Source organism: Nonomuraea fuscirosea (assembly GCF_035917475.1).
GTDB lineage: Bacteria > Actinomycetota > Actinomycetes > Streptosporangiales > Streptosporangiaceae > Nonomuraea > Nonomuraea fuscirosea.
This window is the reverse complement of record NZ_CP109074.1, coordinates 2,836,814-2,856,876: the sequence shown is the minus strand read 5'-3', so window position 1 is coordinate 2,856,876 and position 20,063 is coordinate 2,836,814. Positions and strand designations below refer to the sequence as shown.

At 72.3% G+C, this 20,063-nt stretch carries 19 protein-coding genes; 14 read left to right on the top strand and 5 right to left on the bottom strand.

Annotated features, from left to right (window positions below):
- Positions 1-189 precede the first annotated feature (189 nt).
- The 10 genes from OIE67_RS12850 (at position 190) to OIE67_RS12805 (ending at position 9,683) form a co-directional block, all read left to right on the top strand.
- On the top strand, positions 190-420 hold the full coding sequence (locus OIE67_RS12850) for a hypothetical protein (RefSeq protein WP_326639822.1): 231 nt from the start codon (positions 190-192) through the stop codon (positions 418-420).
- Positions 417-707: a DUF4231 domain-containing protein gene (locus OIE67_RS12845; RefSeq protein WP_326639820.1), complete on the top strand. Its 291-nt coding sequence runs from the start codon at positions 417-419 to the stop codon at positions 705-707. The genes OIE67_RS12850 and OIE67_RS12845 overlap by 4 nt, the downstream gene beginning before the upstream one ends.
- Complete coding sequence (locus OIE67_RS12840; protein ID WP_326639818.1) at positions 704-1,345, top strand: SLATT domain-containing protein; 642 nt, start codon at positions 704-706, stop codon at positions 1,343-1,345. The genes OIE67_RS12845 and OIE67_RS12840 overlap by 4 nt, the downstream gene beginning before the upstream one ends.
- 57 nt (positions 1,346-1,402) lie before the next feature.
- The gene (locus OIE67_RS12835) at positions 1,403-1,612 is read left to right on the top strand and encodes a hypothetical protein (protein ID WP_326639816.1); all 210 of its coding nucleotides are present in this window, start codon (positions 1,403-1,405) and stop codon (positions 1,610-1,612) included.
- 83 nt (positions 1,613-1,695) lie between these two features.
- Positions 1,696-2,235 (top strand): tetratricopeptide repeat-containing protein, encoded by a 540-nt coding sequence (locus OIE67_RS12830; protein ID WP_326639814.1) that lies wholly within the window; start codon positions 1,696-1,698, stop codon positions 2,233-2,235.
- Complete coding sequence (locus OIE67_RS12825) at positions 2,232-2,783, top strand: hypothetical protein (protein WP_326639811.1); 552 nt, start codon at positions 2,232-2,234, stop codon at positions 2,781-2,783. Before OIE67_RS12830 ends, OIE67_RS12825 begins: the two co-directional genes overlap by 4 nt.
- A gap of 154 nt (positions 2,784-2,937) precedes the next feature.
- Positions 2,938-3,987 carry a LacI family DNA-binding transcriptional regulator gene (locus tag OIE67_RS12820; RefSeq protein ID WP_326639809.1) on the top strand — a complete coding sequence of 350 codons (1,050 nt, stop codon included), beginning with the start codon at positions 2,938-2,940 and terminating at the stop codon, positions 3,985-3,987.
- Complete coding sequence (locus OIE67_RS12815) at positions 3,984-5,993, top strand: beta-galactosidase (protein WP_326639807.1); 2,010 nt, start codon at positions 3,984-3,986, stop codon at positions 5,991-5,993. Before OIE67_RS12820 ends, OIE67_RS12815 begins: the two co-directional genes overlap by 4 nt.
- Positions 5,994-6,010: 17 nt before the next feature.
- Entirely contained in the window at positions 6,011-8,290 is a 2,280-nt protein-coding gene (gene yicI / locus OIE67_RS12810; RefSeq protein WP_326639805.1) for an alpha-xylosidase, read from the top strand.
- Position 8,291: 1 nt separating this feature from the next.
- Positions 8,292-9,683 (top strand): GH1 family beta-glucosidase, encoded by a 1,392-nt coding sequence (locus OIE67_RS12805; protein WP_326639803.1) that lies wholly within the window; start codon positions 8,292-8,294, stop codon positions 9,681-9,683.
- A gap of 66 nt (positions 9,684-9,749) precedes the next feature.
- On the opposite strand, the gene OIE67_RS12800 is transcribed toward OIE67_RS12805, so the two are convergent.
- The 5 genes from OIE67_RS12800 to OIE67_RS12780 form a co-directional block, all read right to left on the bottom strand.
- Positions 9,750-10,583: an SAM-dependent methyltransferase gene (locus OIE67_RS12800; protein WP_326639801.1), complete on the bottom strand. Its 834-nt coding sequence runs from the start codon at positions 10,581-10,583 to the stop codon at positions 9,750-9,752.
- A gap of 85 nt (positions 10,584-10,668) precedes the next feature.
- Positions 10,669-11,709 (bottom strand): hypothetical protein, encoded by a 1,041-nt coding sequence (locus tag OIE67_RS12795; protein WP_326639799.1) that lies wholly within the window; start codon positions 11,707-11,709, stop codon positions 10,669-10,671.
- Between the two features lie 57 nt (positions 11,710-11,766).
- Positions 11,767-12,402 carry a nitroreductase family protein gene (locus tag OIE67_RS12790; protein WP_326639797.1) on the bottom strand — a complete coding sequence of 212 codons (636 nt, stop codon included), beginning with the start codon at positions 12,400-12,402 and terminating at the stop codon, positions 11,767-11,769.
- A 50-nt stretch (positions 12,403-12,452) separates the two neighbouring features.
- The gene (locus tag OIE67_RS12785; RefSeq protein WP_326639795.1) at positions 12,453-13,649 is read right to left on the bottom strand and encodes a glycoside hydrolase family 53 protein; all 1,197 of its coding nucleotides are present in this window, start codon (positions 13,647-13,649) and stop codon (positions 12,453-12,455) included.
- A complete protein-coding gene (locus OIE67_RS12780; protein WP_326639793.1) occupies positions 13,646-15,643 on the bottom strand; it encodes a beta-galactosidase in 1,998 nt (665 codons plus the stop codon). The genes OIE67_RS12785 and OIE67_RS12780 overlap by 4 nt, the downstream gene beginning before the upstream one ends.
- Before the next feature lie 191 nt (positions 15,644-15,834).
- On the opposite strand from OIE67_RS12780, the gene OIE67_RS12775 reads away from it, so the two are divergent.
- From OIE67_RS12775 to OIE67_RS12760, 4 genes are read left to right on the top strand one after another with little or no spacing between them, the layout of a single operon-like run.
- Positions 15,835-17,154: an ABC transporter substrate-binding protein gene (locus OIE67_RS12775; protein WP_326639791.1), complete on the top strand. Its 1,320-nt coding sequence runs from the start codon at positions 15,835-15,837 to the stop codon at positions 17,152-17,154.
- Positions 17,151-18,035 (top strand): carbohydrate ABC transporter permease, encoded by an 885-nt coding sequence (locus OIE67_RS12770; protein ID WP_106251405.1) that lies wholly within the window; start codon positions 17,151-17,153, stop codon positions 18,033-18,035. Before OIE67_RS12775 ends, OIE67_RS12770 begins: the two co-directional genes overlap by 4 nt.
- Entirely contained in the window at positions 18,035-18,916 is an 882-nt protein-coding gene (locus OIE67_RS12765; protein ID WP_106251407.1) for a carbohydrate ABC transporter permease, read from the top strand. Before OIE67_RS12770 ends, OIE67_RS12765 begins: the two co-directional genes overlap by 1 nt.
- On the top strand, positions 18,913-19,908 hold the full coding sequence (locus OIE67_RS12760; RefSeq protein WP_219912403.1) for a LacI family DNA-binding transcriptional regulator: 996 nt from the start codon (positions 18,913-18,915) through the stop codon (positions 19,906-19,908). The genes OIE67_RS12765 and OIE67_RS12760 overlap by 4 nt, the downstream gene beginning before the upstream one ends.
- Positions 19,909-20,063: the final 155 nt, after the last annotated feature.

The following is a 20,063-nucleotide window of genomic DNA, read 5'->3' as shown; positions in this document are numbered from 1 at the left end:
CGGGCCGGTCACCGGCGCGCGGGCGGGTCACCGGAAGCGGTACCCGGTGTGCGGGCGGGTCACCGGGGGGCCTGCACCCGGCGTGCGCGGCCGGATGCGGTCAGGTAGCGGCGGCGCCATTGTCGGGCCCCCCGATTTCTCATACATTGCGTCTGCAATCACGCCGTCTCCCTCCGTAGCGGGAGGTACATGGTGAGACCTCCGCCGCTGCTCGCGCGGTTCCCCGCGCTGCGTGCCCCGGCCGCCTCCGCGCCGGTGATCCCGGCCGGCCGGAGGGCCGCCTATCCCGCGCTGGCCGCCGACTTCGAGGTCCTCGACCGCGAGCTGACCCCGGCCTTCGAGCGGTACGACGCCGAGGCGCTGCGCGACCAGAACCGCTACCGCCGCCAGCAGGTCCTGATCCTGCTCGGCCGGCCATGATCACGGGCCTGGGCGGGCTGCAGGCCGTGCTGCCCGAACAGCACTGGCCCGCCGTGCTGGTCACGGTGATCGGGGTCGCGCTGGCCACCAGCACCAGGTACGCCAGGGAGAGCGAGACCCTCGACCGCTACCTCGCGGCCCGGGCCAGGGCGGAGCGGCTGCGGGCGCTGTACTTCGGCTATCTGGCCAGGACGGGCGCGTTCGCGGGCGAGGACAGGGAGCTCGCGCTCGGCCGCGCCGTGCTCGCGATCGAGGCGGGCGAGGAGCCGGAACGGGAGCCGGTATGAGCGGCCGGCGCACCGGCGAACCCGTTGAGCCCGAAGAGTCCGATGAGCCCGATGAGCCCGTTCAGCCCGGACGCCCTGGGGCCGGCGACAGGGACGCCCAGTTCCGCGCGTTCTACCGCGAATTGCGCGTCGACGACCAGCGGGCGTTCTACGAGGCGCGCGAGCGCGAGTACGACCGCGCCCACCACCAGTCGATCCTGGTCCGCAACACGCTGCTGCTGCTGTCGGCGCTGCTCGGCGTGGCGGGGCAGTTCAGCACGGGCACGGGACGGGCGGCCTGCGGCGTCGCCGCCGCCGTCCTGGCCGCGCTGGCGGGCGCGGTGACGGCGTTCGAGGCCCTGATCGGCTTCGCCCAGCTGCGCAAACTGTACGGCGACACGGCGGGCAACCTCCGCGCGGCGGCACTCGACTGGCAGGCCGCCGGACCAGGGGCGGGCGTGGAGGAGCGGGTCGAACGGATCGAGCGGATCTTCCGCATGGAGAACGGCCGATGGGGCCAGCTGATGCTCCAGAGGCAGGAGGGCACCCCGCCGGATGCCGGGCCGGATGCCGGGCCGGATGCCGGGCCGGATGCCGGGCCGGATGCCGGGCCGGATGCCGGGCCGGATGCCGGGCCGGCCGCGCCGGAGCGGTCCTGACCCCTCCGGTCCCGGCATCCGTACGCAATGACGCGTCAAGCGCAGGGAGTGCAGGCGATGAGCAACTCCGTGGCATTCATGGTGATGCCGTTCGGCAGGAAACCCACCGGGCGGGTGGACGACGGCGTTCCCGCGGTGGTGGACTTCGACTTGTTGTGGGAGCGGGTGCACGAGCCGCTGCTCACGGAGCTCGGCTACCGGGCGATCAGGGCCGACAGCGATCTCGGGGCGCTGGTCATCGTGCAGACGTCCGGGCCATCCAGCTGACCTCGGATCCGCGGCAGCGCCAGGAGAAGACGCGCGCGCTGGTCTCCCGTTTCGGCGCCCAGCCGGTCATCCGCGAGTCCGTGGTGCTGAAGCTGCTCCGGCTGATCGAGGACCACCTCGAATGGGAGGACGTGCTCGCCTACATCGACACGCTGCTCGGCGGCGGGTACAAGGACCTCATGCACGAGTCGGCGGGCGAGACGTCGCGCGACTACCTGGACCAGGCCATCGCGGCCTACGAACGGGGCATGACGCTCGACCTGAACGACTACTACCCGGCCTCCAACCTGCCCCGGCTCTACCGGCTGCGCGGCGGCAGGGGCGACGAGGAGCGGGCGGCCGAGGTCGCGACGATCGTCCTGGCCGCGTGTCAGGCCGGGGTCGAGCACCGGCCCCGGGACGATTGGGCCCTGCCCACCAGGCTGGGGGCGGCGTTCGACAAGGGGGACGTGGAACTGGCGCGCGATCTGGTGGCACAGATCCGCAGACGGGGCATAACCGACAAGCAACTGAAGACGACCATCCGAGATCTGGAGCTCAGCTTGTCGTTGCAGAAACGGCGCAGGGTCAGGGCGGGCCTGCGCGGCGTGCTGAAGTCGTTCCGCGCTCTGGGACGGGAGTGAGGCGAGTCCTGGTCGTGGGCGGCCATCTGGTGGACCGCCCCGGCCGCGTCCCGCCGCGCTTCCCGCAGCACCGCGTCGAGGCCGTGACGGCCGCGATGGGCGCGGCCCTCGACGCGTGGGAGGTCGGGCCGGGAACGACCGTGATCTGCGGCGGCGCGCGCGGCGCCGACCTCATCGGCGCCGGGCTGGCCCTGGAGCGGGGCGCGGCGGTGCGGCTGCGTCTGGCGCTGCCGCCGGCCGAGTTCGCCCGCCGGTCGGTCGACCTGCCCGGGACCGGCTGGCACGCGCGGTTCGAGGAGGTGCGGGCGCGGGCGGAGGTGGAGGTCCTGCCGGCCGGGGCGGCGGTGGGCGACGAGGTGTTCGTCCTGGTCAACGCGTGGATGGCCGAGGAGGCGTACGCGCTGGACGAGCGGCCGCGGGCGGTCGTCGTCTGGGACGGGAAGACCGGCGACGGGCCCGGCGGCACCGCGGACCTCGTCGCCCTGCTGGGCCGCGACGACGCCGGAGCCCGCATCCGGATCATCCACCCCGGCCCCACAGCCCCCTGACGCCCTGAGGCCCCCAAGCCCCGGCGCCTGGCGTCCGTTCGAGGATTCCCCTTTCCGGTCGGCCGTATTTCCGCCATTGACATCCCCACAAAGCGGACTTTAGCGTGATGCGAAACGTTTCGACCCCCGATATCGGCCGCCTCCCGGAGTCTCCTTGCCCTCGATACGTGACGTGGCCTCGCGCGCCCAGGTCGCGGTCAGCACCGCGTCCGCCGCGCTCAACGGCACCCGCCCGGTGGCGGAGGCGACCAGGCAGCGCGTACGGCAGGCCGCGGCGGAGCTCGGTTACCGCCCCAACCTGCTGGCCCGCGGCCTGCAGAGCAAGCGCACCCGCATCCTGGCGCTGCTGTTCCCCGCCCCGCACAGCGGTTTCGGGCTGACCGAGATGCGGTTCGCCACGGCGGCGGCCGAGGCGGCCGGCGAGCTGGGCTACCACCTGCTGCTGTCGCCCGAGACCGGCGACCCGATCGAGGAGCTGCGTCACCTCACCGGCCTCGGGCTGGTGGACGGCGTGGTGCTGATGGAGGTCAGCCTCGACGACGCGCGGGTGGAGTTCCTGCTGGAGGCCGGGGTGCCGTTCAGCATGATCGGGCGGACCCGCGAGCCGGGCCCGATCGACCACGCCGACATCGACTTCGCCGCCACCGCCGGGGACGCCGTGGCGCACCTGGCCGGGCTCGGGCATCGCAAGCTGGCCTTCTTCAACCTCTCGACCGGCACGTACGCGGCCCAGTACGGCCCCGCGATCAGGGCGGGCGAGGAGTTCGCCGCCGCCGCCCGCGCCGCGGGCCTGGCGTACGTGGACGACTACCGCCCCGGCTCGGCCGAGGAGGGCGGGCAGGCGTTCGAGCGGCTGATCGAGGCGCATCCGGACGTGACGGCGCTGGCCGTGATGGACGACCACGCCGCGGTCGGCGTGATCGCGGCCGTGGCGCGGCGCGGCTGGCGCATCCCCCGCGATCTGACGCTGATGCTGGTGCTCTCCTCGGCCAGGGTCGCCGAGATGTTCCACCCCCGGCTGACCACGATGGAGCCGCCCAGCGCCGAGCTGGGCCGGCTGGGGGCGCGGATGCTCATCGACCGGTTGCGGGGCGACGTGCCGCCGCAGGGGCGGCTCGTGCCCTGCCGGCTGGTGCCCGGGGACAGCTCAGGGCCGCCACGGGACAGTACGGCGCGGAAGGAAACAGGGGGAATGGGTTCATGACGGAACGGCTGGGCATGCACACGCTCACCGAGGGGCGCGGGCTGCTGTTCGGCGGTGACTACAACCCGGAGCAGTGGCCGGAGGAGGTCTGGGCCGAGGACGCCGAGCTGATGCGGGCGGCCGGGGTCAACCTGGTCACGGTCGGGGTGTTCAGCTGGGCCCGGCTGGAGCCCGAGCCGGGCCGGCACGACTTCGGCTGGCTGGACCGGGTGCTCGACCTGATGGCCGCGAACGGCATCGCCGTCGACCTGGCCACCCCGACCGCCTCACCGCCGCCCTGGCTGGGGCACCGATGGCCGGAGACGCTGCCGGTGGACGAGGGCGGGCACCGCCTCTGGTACGGCTCGCGCAACCAGTTCTGCCCCTCCTCCCCCGTCTACCGCGAGCGGGCCCTGGCCATCGCCGGCGCGCTGGCCGACCGGTACGCCGGCCATCCGGCGCTGGCGCTGTGGCACGTGGGCAACGAACTGGGCGAGGTCTGCCACTGCGACGTGTCGGCCGAGGCGTTCCGCGGCTGGCTGCGGGCGCGGTACGGCGATCTCGGCACGCTCAACGAGGCGTGGGGCACCACGTTCTGGAGCCAGGGATACGGCGACTGGGCGGAGGTCCTGCCGCCGCGGCGGGCCCCGTACATCGTCAATCCGTCGCAGCGGCTCGACTGGTGGCGGTTCAGCTCGGACGCGCTGCTCGGCCACTTCCGCGCCGAGCGCGACGTGCTGCGGGAGCGCACGCCCGGCATTCCGGTCACGACGAACTTCATGGGGTTCTTCAAGCGGGCGGACTACTGGTCGTTCGCGGCGCAGGAGGACGTGGTCGCCAACGACTGGTATCCGGAGCCGGGCGACCCCCTCTCCCCCGCCAGGACGGCGCTCACCCACGACCTCATGCGCGGCCTGGCGGGCGGACGGCCCTGGATGCTGATGGAGCAGTCGACCAGCGCCGTCAACTGGCGTCCGCACAACCTGCCCAAGCCGCCCGGCCAGTTCCGGCTGGAGTCGCTGCAGGCGGTCGCCCACGGCGCGGACGGGCTGTGCTACTTCCAGTGGCGGGCCTCGCGCTTCGGCGCCGAGCGCTTCCACGCCGCGATGGTGCCGCACGCGGGCGCGGACACGCGGCTGCACGCCGAGGTGCGCGCGCACGGGCAGGAGCTGCGCGGGCTGGCCGGGCTGGCGGGCGAGCCGGTGCCGGCGCGGGTGGCGATGGTGTTCGGCTGGGAGAACTGGTGGGCGCTGGAGGAGCGCGGGCGGCCCAGCGACCGGCTCAACGCCGTGGACCAGCTGCTCGCCTACTACGTGCCGTTCTTCGAGCGCGGGGTGAGCGTGGACGTGGTGCCGCCGTCGGCGGACCTGTCGTCGTACGCGCTGGTCGTGGTCCCGAACCTGTTCCTCGTCGCGGACGAGGACGCGCGGGCGCTGTCGGCGTACGTGCGCGGCGGCGGCGTGCTGGTGGTCGGGCCGTTCTCCGGGGTGGTCGATCCGCGCGGGCACGTGCGCACCGGGCCCTTCCCCGCGCCGCTGCGCGAGGTGCTGGGCGCCGCCGGCGAGGAGTGGCTGCCCGCGCCGGACGACCGGCCGGTGCGCTGCCGGTGGAGCGGCGGCGCCGAGTTCACCGCGAGCACGTGGACCGAGCTGCTGCGCGCCGAGGGCGCCGAGGTGGTGGCCGAGTTCACCGAGGGCGACCTCGCGGGCCGCCCCGCCGTCACCCGCCACCGCGCCGGGGACGACGGCGTCGCCTGGTACGTGGGCACCATGCCCGAGCCCGCCGCCCTCGGCGCCCTCGCCGCGCGGGTGCTGGCCGACGCGGGCGTGGAGGGAGCGGTGCCGGACCTGCCGCCCGGCGTCGAGGCCGTGCGCCGGGGCGAGGTCCTGTTCCTGCTGAACCACGGCGCCACCACCGTACGGGTGCCGGTCCAGGACGCGGCCGAGGACCTGCTGACCGGCACGCCCGCGCGGGAGGCCGTCACGCTCGCCCCCCGCGCGGTCGCCGCGCTGCGCCGCCGGCCCTGACACGAGAACGGATCGAGATGAAGTTCAAAGACGGCTACTGGCGGATGCGTCCAGGAGTCCGGGCCGACTACGCCACCAGCGCGCACGACGTGACGGCCGAGCCGGAATCGCTCCGGATCCTCGCCCCGACCAGGGAGATCCTCCGCCGCGGCAACACCATCGACGGGCCGGTCCTGCGAGTGGACCTGTCCGCGCCGATGCCGGACGTCGTCCGCGTCCGCGTCGTGCACCTGGCCGGATCCGTACCGGCCGCCCCCGTCTTCGAGGTGCGGGACGACCACCCCGGCGTCGAGATCTCCGTGGACTCCGAGCGGGCGAGCCTGACCAGCGGCGCCCTCACCGTCCGCGCCGGCCGGGAGGCGCCCTGGGACCTGTCCTTCAGCGCCGGCGGGCGCGAGCTGACCCGCAGCGCGGGCAGGAGCCTGGGCGTCATGCACGACCAGGACTCCCGTCACTTCATGGTGGAGCAGTTGCGGCTGAGCGCCGGCGAGCTCGTCTACGGCCTCGGCGAGCGCTTCGGCCCCCTCGTGCGCAACGGCCAGGCCGTCGACATCTGGAACGAGGACGGCGGCACCAGCAGCGAGATCGCCTACAAGAACATGCCCTTCTACCTGACCAACCGGGGCTACGGGGTGTTCGTCAACCATCCCGGCCGGGTGTCGTTCGAGGTCGGGTCGGAGAGCGTGTCGCGGGTGCAGTTCAGCGTCGAGGGCCACGACCTGGAGTACCTCGTCGTGTACGGGCCGACGCCCGCCGACGTCCTGCGCCGCTACACCGCGCTGACCGGCCGGCCCGCGCTGCCGCCCGCCTGGTCGTTCGGGCTGTGGCTGTCCACCTCGTTCACCACCGACTACGACGAGGCCACGGTGACCTCGTTCGTGGACGGGATGGCCGAGCGGGACCTGCCGCTCAGCGTCTTCCACTTCGACTGCTTCTGGATGCGGCAGTACCGGTGGTGCGACTTCGAGTGGGACCCCGAGGTCTTCCCCGATCCCGAGGGCATGCTGCGCCGGCTCAAGGAGCGCGGGCTGCGCGTGTGCGTGTGGATCAACCCGTACATCGCGCAGGCGTCGGCGCTGTTCGACGAAGGGGCGGCGGCGGGGCACCTGCTGCGCCGGCCGGACGGCACGGTCTGGCAGGATGACCACTGGCAGGCGGGCCGGGCCCTGGTGGACTTCACCTCGCCCGCCGCCCGCGAGTGGTACGCGGGCAAACTGCGAGGGCTCCTCGACATGGGGGTGGACGCGTTCAAGACCGACTTCGGCGAGCGCATCCCGACCGACGTCGCCTACGCGGACGGCTCCGACCCGGAGCGGATGCACAACTACTACAGCCTGATCTACAACCAGACCGTCCACGACGTGCTGGCCGAGCGGCGCGGCGCCGCCGAGGCGGTGCTGTTCGCGCGCTCGGCCACGGTCGGCGGGCAGCGGCTGCCGGTGCACTGGGGCGGTGACTGCGAGTCCACGTTCGAGGCGATGGCCGAGTCGCTGCGCGGGGGGCTGTCGCTGGGCCTGGGCGGATTCGGCTTCTGGAGCCACGACATCGGCGGCTTCGAGGGCCGTCCCGACCCGGCCGTGTTCAAGCGGTGGGTGGCGTTCGGGCTGCTGTCCTCGCACAGCCGGCTGCACGGGAGCGGCTCCTACCGGGTGCCGTGGCTGTTCGACGAGGAGTCGGTGGACGTGCTGCGCGCCTTCACCCGGCTGAAGGCGCGGCTGATGCCCTACCTGTACGGCGCCGCCGTGCAGGCCACCGAGGAGGGCCTGCCGATGATGCGGGCGATGCCGCTGGCCTTCCCCGATGACCCGGCCTGCTCCCACCTGGACGCCCAGTACCTGCTCGGCCCGGACCTGCTGGTCGCGCCGGTGCTGTCGGCGGACGGCGAGGTCTCCTACTACGTGCCCGCGGGCACGTGGACCCGGCTGCTCGACGGGGAGCGCGTCACCGGGCCGGGCTGGCGGACCGAGCGGCACGGGTTCGACAGCCTGCCGCTGCTGGTCCGGCCGGGCGCGGTGATCGCGACCGGCGCCCGCGACGACCGGCCCGACTACGACTACGCCGGCGGCGTCACCCTGACCGCCTACGAGCTCGCCGACGGCGAGGTCGCCACCGTCACCGTTCCCGCACCCGACGGCCGCTCCGCGGCCGTGTTCGAGGTGTCCCGGGCGGGCTCGCGCCTGCGCGCCCGCCGTATCGAGGGCGCTCCCGCCCCCTGGAACCTGCGCCACGCCGGGACACACGCCGCCGCGGCGCCCGGGACCGACCACATCGAGATCAGCCTCAGCGCCAAGGAGTGACATGACCGCCTTCCCCGAGAACTTCGTGTGGGGCACCGCCACCGCCGCCTACCAGGTCGAGGGAGCCTGGAACGAGGACGGCCGCGGGCCGTCCATCTGGGACACCTTCTCCCACACGCCGGGCCTGGTGGCGCACGGCGACACCGGTGACGTGGCCTGCGACCACTACCACCGGCTGGAGGAGGACCTCGACCTGCTCGGCGCGCTCGGCGTCGGGGCCTACCGCTTCTCCATCTCCTGGCCGCGCGTGCAGCCGGGCGGCCGCGGCGCGGTGAACGCGCCCGGCCTGGACTTCTACCAGCGGCTGGTGGACGGACTGCTGGCCAGGGACATCGCCCCGGTGGCCACGCTCTACCACTGGGACCTGCCGCAGGAGCTGGAGGACGCGGGCGGCTGGCCCGAGCGCGACACCGCGGCCCGCTTCGGCGAGTACGCCCGCCTCATGGGCGAGGCGCTGGGCGACCGCGTGCGGACCTGGATCACGCTGAACGAGCCGTGGTGCTCGGCCTACCTGGGTTACGCCTCCGGCGTGCACGCCCCGGCCAGGACCGACCCCGCCGCCGCGCTGGCCGCCGTGCACCACCTGAACCTGGGCCACGGCCTGGCCGTCCAGGCGCTGCGCTCCACCGCGGCCAAGGACGCGCAGATGTCCGTCACGCTCAACCTGCACCACGTGCGCGGCGTCGCAGACCGGGACGCCGACGCGGTCCGCCGCGCGGACGGGCTGGCCAACCGGGCCTTCCTCGGCCCGATGCTGGAGGGCGCCTACCCGCGCGACCTGATCGCCGACACCGCCTCGGTGACCGACTGGTCGTTCGTCCGCGACGGCGACGAGGCCACCGCCTGCCAGCCGCTGGACGTGCTCGGCGTCAACTACTACAACCCCACTCTGGTACGCGCCTGGGACGGTTCGAGCCCCAGGGAGACGGCCGACGGGCACCAGGACGGGGCCGCGTCGCCGTGGATCGCGTGCGAGGACGTCGAGTTCGTCCAGCAGCCGGGGCCGTACACGGAGATGGGCTGGAACATCGACGAGACCGGGCTGACCGAGCTGCTGCTGCGGCTGCACCGCGACTACCCGGACCTGCCCACGATGATCACCGAGAACGGCGCCGCCTTCCCCGACCCCGTCTCCTCCGACGGGCTCGTGCACGACGCCGACCGCGTCGACTACCTGCACCGCCACCTGAGCGCCGTGAGCGAGGCCATCGCGGGCGGGGCGGACGTGCGGGGGTACTTCGTGTGGTCGCTGATGGACAACTTCGAGTGGGCCCACGGGTACGCCAAGCGGTTCGGCATCGTCCGCGTGGACCGCGACACGCTGGAGCGGAGCTGGAAGGACAGCGCCCGCTGGTTCCGCGACGTGGTCGCCGCCAACAAGCTGCCGGGCTGACCTACTGCGCTGACCTACTGGGCTGACCTACTGGGCTGACCTACTGGGCCGGCCCGGCGCGAGGGGCTACGGCTTGCGGGCCACGCCTCCGGCGAAGGTGTGATACGTGATCCCGAGCTCGGGCAGTTCCTCGTCCGGCTCGGGACGCCACTCCGGCAGCGGCACCAGGCCGGGCTCCAGCAGTTCGAGACCGTCGAAGAAGGCGAGGATCTCCTCGCGGGTGCGCCACCGGCCCGTGCCCAGGTGCTCGTTGAACACCCGCTCGGCGCTGACGGCCTGCTCCGCCACCTCGGGGTGCGCCTGGCCGGGGTTCTGGAAGTGCGAGATCACCACGTGGCTGCCCGGAGCGAGCGGCCGGATGAGGCGGGCCGCGATGCCGGCCGGGTCCTCCGCGTCCGACATGTGGTGCAGGATGCCGAACAGCAGCAGCCCGACCGGCCGGGTGAAGTCGATCAGGTCACGGGTCCGCGGGTCGTCCAGGATGCGTTCCGGCTCGCGGGCGTCGGCCTCGATGATCGTGGTGGTCTCGTCCACGGCGAGCAGGGCCCGGCCGTGGGCGAGCACGATGGGGTCGTTGTCGACGTACACGACGTGCGCCCCGGGGGCGACGGACTGGGCGACCTCGTGCACGTTGCCCTGCGTGGGCAGTCCGGAGCCGATGTCGAGGAACTGTCGGATGCCCACCTCGCCGGCCAGGTGGCGGACCGTGCGGCGCAGGAAGTGGCGGTTGGACGCGGCCGCCTGCGGCGCGTCCGGCGCGATCTCCAGCATCGCGGCCGCCACGTGGCGGTCGCTGGCGTAGTTGTCCTTGCCTCCGAGGATGTAGTCGTAGACACGGGCGACGCTCGGCTTGCTGGTGTCGATCCCGCGGGGCGCGCTTTCCTGCTCGCTCTCGGGCACGGGGAGCTCCTTGCGACGGTTCGGGGCGTTGGCGCCATGATCCTAATGGGGCCGCCCCGACCCGCGCGCGAAGTATCAGGAAATTTCAGGACACGCCCAGTTCGCCCCTCAGCAGCCGGGCCGCGCCCGCCATGGCCCGCATCTTGCCCTCGGCCGACTCCCTCGGCAGGTACTTCATCCCGCAGTCGGTGGCGATGACGATCCGCTCGGGAGACGTCCACGAGAACGCCTTGCGCACCCGCCCCGCCACCACCTCCACCGGCTCCACCTCCGGCGTGGACAGGTCGATCACGCCGAGGATGACCGTCTTGTCCTTCAGGTCCGACAGCACGCCGAGGTCGAGACCCGACTGCGCGGTCTCGATCGACACCTGCCGGACCGGGCAACCGGCCAGCTCGGGCAGGAACGAGTACGCCTCGGGCCGCTCGTGGATGATCGCCGCGTACCCGAAGCAGATGTGCACCGCCGTCATCCCGGTGATCCCGTCGAGCGCCGCGTTCAGCGCCGCCAGACCGTAGGCCCGCGCCGCCTCCGGCCTGGCCTGCATGTACGGCTCGTCGATCTGCACGATGTCGGCCCCGGCGGCGAACAGGTCGCGGATCTCGGCGTTGACCGCCGCCGCGTAGTCCATCGCGGCCGCCTCGGCGTCGGGGTAGTGGTCGTTCTGCGCCTGCTGGCTCATCGTGAACGGCCCCGGCACCGTCATCTTCACCACCCGGTCGGTGTGGGCGCGCAGGAACCGCAGGTCGTCGACCTCGACCGCGCGGGGCCTGCGGATCGGCCCGGCGATGCGCGGCACCGGGTTGGGATGCCCGCTGCGGTCGAGCGCCGTGCCCGGGTTGTCGAGGTCGAGTCCCTCCAATGCGGTGGCGAAATGGTTGGAGTAGCTCTCGCGCCGGATCTCCCCGTCGGTGAGGATGTCCAGCCCGGCCCGCTCCTGCGCCCTGATCGCCAGCTCGGTGGCGTCGTCCTGGGCCTGGGCGAGCCGGTCGGGCGGGATCCGCCACAGCTCCGCGGCCCGCACGCGCGGCGGGAACCGGCCGGCCAGCCGGGCGCGGTCGATCAGCCATTCGGGCTGGGCGTAGCTGCCGACCAGGGACGTCGGCAGCAGCGGCAAAGAGTTCACAGGGGGCCCTCCTCACATCAGGTACAGGAGTCCACTCTGCCCTCACCGCGCGGGCGTTTACCAGTGATCGACGTGAAGGACCTCGTCCAGCGGCTGGCGCTTGGCGGGGCCGAAGGTCTCGCCGGTGTAGTACGCGGTGGGGATGAGCACGCCCTGCCGGACGTCGCCGGGGATGCCGAGCAGCTCGGCGATCTCGCTCTCGTACGCCAGGTGCAGCGACGTCCACGCGGTGCCCAGGCCGCGGGAGCGGGCGGCCAGCATGTAGCTCCAGGCGGCCGGGAGCAGCGAGCCCCACAGCCCGGCCTGATTGCCCTGTGGCAGGCCGGGCACGCTGATGCAGCCGATCACCAGCACCGGCACCTCGCCCATGTGCTCGGCGAGGTGGCCGGCGCTGTCGGAGACCCGCTGCTGGGTCGCCGCCCGTACCGGATCGTCCTCGAACAGCCGCCGGGCCGAGCCGCCCGACTCGTAGTAGCGGCGCCAGGAGCGCTGGTAGTAGTCGCCGATGGCCTCGCGCTTGTCCGCGTCGGTGACCACGACCCAGTGCCAGCCCTGCGAGTTGCCTCCGGTGGGCGCCTGGAGGGCGATCTCCAGGCACTCCCTGACCAGCTCCAGCGGGACCGGTCGGGTCAGGTCGAGGCGCTTGCGGACACTTCTGGTCGTGGTGAGCAGTTCGTCTGCTGAGATCGTCATGCGCTCATCATGCCCCGATCGGCGTGGCGGCCCCCTGGGCGGGGCCACGATCAGCGGCGGCCGAGGACCGTCATCGCCGGGAGCGCCCGGTCGTCGTAGTCGAACAGGGCCTGGTTCTCCCAGCCGTTGCCCGACGCCGGGTCGGCCGGATCCCAGCCGTTGCCCTGGACGCCCGTCCAGGTGGCCTCCCAGGTGAACAGGCCCAGGCCCAGGCCGTTCGGCACGGCGCGGACGATGTCGGCCACCTTGGCCAGCATCGCCGCCTGCCCCTGCGGGGTCGCCGGGTAGCCGGGGTAGGGCTCGGCGGCGGTGATGATGTTCGGCCAGCCGTCGTCGTCGCCGGTGGTGAACGGGTAGGCGGTCTCGACCACGACCACGGGCTTGCCGTACCGGACGGCCACGTCGTCGATGTTGGCCTGGAAGCTCTCCGGCGTGCCGTGCCAGAAGGCGTAGTACGACATGCCGATCACGTCGTGCCGGATGCCGTGGGCCCGCGCGTTGTCGAACCACCACCGGTAGAGCCCGTTGTCGCCGCCGTCGGCCAGGTGCAGCACGACCTGGGTCTTCCTGGACACCCGCTTGACGGCGTCGTAGCCGGCGTTGAGCAGCGCGGCCGTCTTGGGCCAGTCGGCGTTGGAGCCGTCGGGCCACAGCAGGCCGCCGTTGATCTCGTTGCCGATCTGCACCATGTCGGCCGTGGTGCCCTGGCGGCGCAGCGCGTCGAGCACGTCGAAGGTGTGGTCGGAAAGGGCCTGCCTGAGCCCGTCGAAGGGCAGCGCCTCCCAGGCGGCGGGCTTGAACTGCTTGCCCGGGTCGGCCCAGGTGTCGGAGTAGTGGAAGTCGACGAGCAGGCGCATGCCGTGTGCCTTGATCCGCCTGGCCATGGCCAGCACCCTGGCCTTGGTGTTGTAGCCGTCGGCGGGGTTCACCCAGACCTTGAGCCGCATGTAGTTGAGCCCGGCCTCGGACAGGATGGCCAGCGCGTCGCCCCTGCGCCCGCGGGCGTCGCGGTAGACGCCGCCGTACGCCTCCGACTTGGCCAGGCTGGAGACGTCGGCGCCTCTGATCGGAAGCCGGCCGGGCCCCGTCTGAGGCCCTGTCTGAGGCCCCGTCTGAGGCCCCGTCTGAGGCCCCGTCTGAGGCCCCGTCTGAGGCACTGTCTGGGGTCCCGTCTGGGCGGCGGCGGGCGCGGCCGGGAAGGCGGCCAGGGCGACGAGTAACAGCAGGGCGGTGAGCATGCGTTTCATCGGATCTCCCTAGGGTTGGGGGGCGGCACGACGACCATGACCTCTCCGGCCGCGACGGTGACCGGCCCGTCGTGCCGTACGCCGTCGAACACGTTCACACCGCTCACCCCCTCGACCGTGACGGCCTGGTCGCCGTGGTTGATCAGGAAGAGGTGGTCGCCCCTGCGCACCAGTTCGAGGGTGTCGGGGAGACCGTGCGGGCGGGAGACGCCCGCGTGGCCGAGCACCTGGGCGAGCAGGTCGCGCAGGCCGGTGACCGGGGCGGTGGCCAGGTACCAGGCGGCGCCCGCGCCCAGGTCGTGGCGGGTGAAGGCGGGGTGGCCGGCGTCGGGTCCCGAGGCGAAGCCGCGCAGCGTGGTCGCGCCCGCGGGGCGGACCCGTTCCGACCAGATCCGGGCGGCGCCGCCGCCGGTCAGCTCCACCGTCTCGTCCGCGCGCAGGGGGTGGAACTCCTCGATCGACAGGCCGAGCAGCTCGCGCAGCGCGCCCGGGTGGGCGCCGGGGTGGATGGCGTCGTGCTCGTCCACGATGCCGGAGAAGTACGACACGAGCAGGTTGCCGCCCGCTTCCACGTACCGGTGCAGGTTCTTGGCGGAGGCCTCGGTCAGCAGGTACGAGCTGGGCGCGACCACCACCCGATACCCCGAAATATCAGCGGAAGGGTGGACGAAGTCCACCGTGACGTGCTCCCGCCACAACGCCTCGTAGAAGGCGTCCACCCGCTCCCTGAACTTCAGGTCCACAGACGGCCGCCACTCCAGCTCCAGCGCCCAGTACGACTCCCAGTCCCAGACGATCGCGACCTCGGCCCGCACCCGGCTCCCCCGCACCCCGGCCAGCCGCCGCAGGTCGGCGCCCAGCCGGACCACCTCGCGCCACTGCGCGGAGTCCGCGCCCGCGTGCGGCACCATCCCGGAGTGGAACTTCTCCGCCCCGAACCGCGAGGCCCTGAACTGGAAGAACAGCACGCTGTCCGAGCCGCGCGCCACGTGCGCGAGGCTGTTGCGGCGCATCTCGCCCGGCCTCTTGGCGAGGTTGCGCGGCTGCCAGTTGACCGCGCCGGCCGAGTGCTCCATCAGCATCCACGGCTCGCCGCCCGCCACGGACCTGGCCAGATCGGCGGACATGGCCAGGTCGATGTGGTTGTCCGGCCGCTCGGCCTGGAGGTAATGGTCGTTGGCGATCACGTCCAGCTCGCGGGCCCACCGCCACAGGTCGGTGGACTTGCAGTTGACGGTGCCGGCGAAGTTCGTGGTCACCGGCACGCCGGGGGCCACCTCGCGCAGGATGTCGCGCTGGAGCGCGTAGTGCGCGCGGTGCTGACCGTCGCTGAAGCGGGCGTAGTCGAGGCGCTGGGCCGGGTTGACGACCGTGTGGTTGGCGCGGGGGGCGTCGAGCTGGGACCAGTCGGTGTAGGTCTGGCCCCAGAACGTGCCGCCCCACGCCTCGTTCAGCGCGGAGATCTCCTGGTAGGTGGCTTCGAGCCAGCTCCGCCAGGCGGCCGCGCTGTGCTCGCAGTAGCACTCGCCGAGCGGCGCGCCGTACTCGTTGTGCACGTGCCACATGACCACGGCGGGGTGGCCCCGGTAGTGCTCGCCCAGCGCCCGCACCAGCCCCGCGGTCGCCTCCAGGAAGGCGGGGGCGCTGGAGCACGCGCTCTGCCGGCCGCCGAACCCGATCCGCAGGCCCTCCCTGGTCACCGGCAGCACGTCGGGGTGCTCGGCCACCAGCCAGGCGGGCGGGGCCGCGGTCGGGGTGGCCAGGTCGACGGCCACGCCGGCGCGGTGCAGCCGGTCGATGACCTCGTCCAGCCAGCCGAACGCGTAGCGCCCCCGCTCGGGCTCCATCAGCGCCCACGAGAACATGCCGAGGCTGACCAGGTTGACCCCGGCCTCGCGCATCAGGGACACGTCCTCTTCCAGGACCTCGCGCGGCCACTGCTCCGGGTTGTAGTCGCCGCCATAGGCGATTCCGGCAGGACGCTCCGGATACATCCATCCCCCTTGGAAAACGTTCTGTGAACGTGCACAGTATGGCTCACTCTGAGGCGTGGGAACTAGCAGGTGGAAATTTCCCCCGATAGGTGGACCCTCCAGGACATTAACGAGAACGTAACGACCCCTTGACGGGTGTTTCCGGGCTGTTCCACTCTGTGCACGTTCACAGAACCATCTGGAGGTACGCAATGCGCGCCAACCGCCTTGGAGCAGCTCTGGCCGTCGTCCTCACGGCCGCCCTCACCGGCTGCGGGTCGGGTGAGCCCGCCGCCGAGAGCACCGAGGCGGCGCGGAGCCCTGCGGTCGCCCCCCAGGGGCCGGTGAAGCTCACGTACTGGGCGTGGGCCCCGAACATGGACAAGATCGCCGCCGTCTGGAACAAGGACCACCCGGACATCCAGGTGACGGTCAGCAAGCAGGCCGGCGGCGACGACGCGGCGGCCAAGTACCTCACCGCCGCGAAGGCGGGCAATCCCCCTGACCTGGTGCAGGCCGAGTACCAGCACCTCCCGTCCTTCATCGCCGCCGACGCGGTCGCCGACGTCAAGGCCGAGACCGACGCGATCAAGGGCGAGTTCACCGAGGGCCTGTGGAAGCTGGTGACGCTGGGCACCGACGCCGTCTACGGCATCCCGCAGGACAGCGGCCCGATGATGCTCTTCTACCGCAAGGACCTGTTCGACAAGCACGGGCTCAAGGTGCCGGCGACGTGGCAGGAGTACGGCGAGGCGGCCAGGCAGCTGCGCGAGAAGGATCCGAAGGCCTACCTCGGCACGTTCTCCAGCAAGGATCCGGGAGCGTTCACAGGGCTGGCCCAGCAGGCCGGAGCGCAGTGGTGGTCGATCGACGGCGAGTCGTGGAAGGTGGCCATCGCCGACGAGCCCACCAGGAAGGTCGCCGACTACTGGGGCGGCCTGGTGAAGGAGGACGTCATCGACGACATGCCGTTCTTCACCCCCGAATGGAACAAGGCGCTCAACGACGGCAAGCTGCTGACCTGGCCGTCCGCCGTCTGGGCGCCGGGCGTGCTGTCCAGCAACGCCCCCAAGGGCAAGGGCAAGTGGGCCGTCGCGCCGCTGCCGCAGTGGAACGCGGGCGAGAGCTTCAGCGGCTTCTGGGGCGGCTCGTCCACGGCCGTCTCGGCCAAGACGCCGAACAAGGCCGCCGCCACCCAGTTCGCCACCTGGCTCAACACCGACCCCGCCGCCATCGAGCTGCTGGTCAAGGAGGCCGCGATCTACCCGGCCGCGACCAAGGCCCAGTCGGCGCTCGGCGCGGCCCCCGACTACTTCGCCAACCAGCCCGACTTCTGGCAGCAGGCCGCCACCGTCTCCGCCGGCGCCCGCGGCTTCACCTTCGGGCCCAACGTCGGCGTGACGTACAACGCCTTCAAGGACGGCTTCGACAAGGCGCTGCAGTCGGGCACGCCGTTCAGCTCCGCGATCCAATCCATGCAGGACGCCACGGTCGCCGACATGCGCAAGGCCGGCTTCCAGCTCGCGTCATGAAGCGCTCGCAGAGGGGCATGTGGCCGTACCTCTTCCTGACGCCCGCGATCGTGCTGTTCACCCTGTTCCTCGCGGTGCCGATCGGCTACACCGTCTACCTGGCGATGCGCAGGACCAAGGTCTCCGGGCTGGGGCTGGGCCGGGGGGCGCGCACGGAGGTGTTCGTCGGGTTCGACAACTTCGCCGCCGCCCTGGCCGACGCCGAGCTGTGGCAGGGCTGGCTGCGGGTGCTCGGCTACGGCGCGCTCGTGCTGGCCGTGATGCTGGGGCTGGCGCTGCTGTTCGCGCTGCTGCTGGACTCGGCGCGGGTGCGGCTGGCCCGCTTCTCCCGGATCGCGATCTTCCTGCCGTACGCGGTGCCGGGCGTGGCGGCCACCCTGCTGTGGGGCTTCCTCTACCTGCCCTCGCTCAGCCCGATCCGGGAGGTCCTGGACGTCGACCTGCTGGGCGCGAGCACCATCACCTACTCCATGGCGAACGTGGCGGTGTGGGGCGGGGTGGGCTTCAACATGCTCGTGCTCTACACCACGCTGCGCGCCATCCCCCGCGACCTGTACGAGGCCGCCCGCCTCGACGGCGCCTCCGAGTTCCAGATCGCCGTCCGCGTCAAGATCCCGATCCTGACGCCGGCGATCATCCTGACCACCGTGTTCTCGATCATCGCGACCATCCAGGTGTTCACCGAGCCCACCACCCTGCGCCCGCTGACCAACACGATCAGCTCTACCTGGAGCCCGCTCATGAAGGTCTACCGCGACGCCTTCGTCACCGGCGACCTGTACTCGGCCGCCGCCACCTCGATCGTCATCGCGGCGATCTCGCTCGTCCTGTCGTTCGGGTTCCTGCGCGTGGTCCGCAACCGCGCCTTCGGGGAGGGTTGATGGCCACGGTCACCGCCGCCACCGCACACCGCCGCCGCGCCCGCGCCGGCTCCAGGGGGCCGGCCGGGCTGGCGCCGACCGCGCTGCTGCTGGTCGGGGCGCTCTACTGCCTGTTCCCCGTGGCCTGGGTGCTGATCGCGGCGACCAAGTCACCCGGCGAGCTGTTCAGCACCTCGACGCTCTCCTTCGGCACCGGCTTCTTCGACAACGTCGGGGAGCTGTTCGCCTACCGGGACGGGGTGTTCTGGCTCTGGGCGGGCAACACGCTGCTGTACGCGGGCGGGGGCGCGCTGCTGTCGACCGCGGTCTCGGCGGTCTCCGGGTACGCGCTGGCCAAATACCGTTTCCCCGGCCGGAACGTCATCTTCAACCTGCTCATCGGCGGCATCCTGGTGCCCGCGGTGGTGCTGGCGATCCCGCAGTACCTGCTCTTCTCCAAGATCGGCCTGGCCGACAGCCACTGGGCCGTGCTGCTGCCGCAGATCCTGCACCCGTACAGCATCTACCTGGCCCGCATCTACGCCGCCGCGGCGATCCCCGACTCCCTGCTGGAGGCGGGGCGCATCGACGGCGCCGGCGAGTGGCACCTGCTGCGGCGGGTGGCCATGCCGCTCATGGTGCCGGGCATGGTGACGATCTTCCTGTTCCAGTTCGTGGCCATCTGGAACAACTTCCTGCTGCCGTTCATCATGCTCGGCGACGACGGCAAGTTCCCGCTCACGGTCGGCCTCTACACGCTGCTGGCGGCGGGCGCGAACCAGCCCACCCTGTACAACCTGATCCTGACCGGCGCCTTCCTGTCGATCGTGCCGTTGATCGCGCTCTTCCTCACGATGCAGCGATACTGGAAGACCGACCTGTCTTCCGGAGCCGTCAAGTGAAGCGCCCTACCATCCATGATGTCGCCGCCGCCGCGGGCGTGTCCCGCGGCACGGTGTCCCGCCTGCTCAACGGCGACAAGTACGTCAGCCCGAAGGCGCGGGTGGCCATCGAGCGGGCCATCTCCGAAACCGGTTACACGGTCAACCGCGCCGCCCGCAGCCTGGTCACCCAGCGCACGGGCTCCGTCGTCATGGTCATGTCGGAGCCGCACGAGAAGCTGTTCGAGGACCCCAACTACAGCACGCTGATCCGGGTGGCGATCAGGATGCTGGCCGAGCACGACCTGTCGCTGGTGATGATGATGGCGGGCGACGAGGCCGACCGCGAGCGCGTGGTGCGCTACGTGCGCGGCGGCCACGCCGACGGGGTGCTGCTCGTCTCCACGCACGCGGGCGACCCGCTGCTCGACGCACTGCAGAGCGGCCCGCCCGCCGTCTCCTGCGGCGCCGTCATCGGCCGCGAGAACGTCATCCCGTACGCCACCGCGGACGACCGGCTCGGCGCCCGCCAGATGACCGAGTACTTCGTCGGGCTCGGCCGCCGGCGCATCGCCATGATCACCGGCCCGATGGACACGCCGGGCGGCATCCAGCGCCTGGAGGGCTTCACCGACGTGCTCGGCCGCCGGGCCACCTCCAAGCTGATCGCCCACGGCGACTGGACGCAGGCCAGCGGCGAGCGGGCGATGACGGAGCTGCTGGCGCGCACGCCCGACATCGACGCCGTCTTCGTGGCCTCCGACCTGATGGCCGCCGGGGCCCTGGCGGCGCTGCGGGCGGCCGGGCGCCGGGTCCCGGACGACGTGGCGGTGGGCGGCTTCGACGACTCCTCGGTGGCGCTCTCGACCCATCCGCCGCTGACCACGATCCGCCAGCCGCTGGCCGAGATGGCACAGGCGACACTGCGGCTGCTGCTGGAACTCATCGACGGGGCCGAGCAGGTGGACCCGGTGATCCTGCCGACCGAACTGGTGATCCGCGCCTCCGCCTGACCACCCCCTCACTCCCCCCGGGCCCGTCGCACCCTTACCCCGTCCCGTCGCGCTCTCCCCCACCCCGATCACGATCTCGCCCCCCACTCGGGCGGATCGGAGGGCGAGCGTCGCGATCCCTTCCCGCGCCTTCACTTTCGTGCTCTAATGACCCA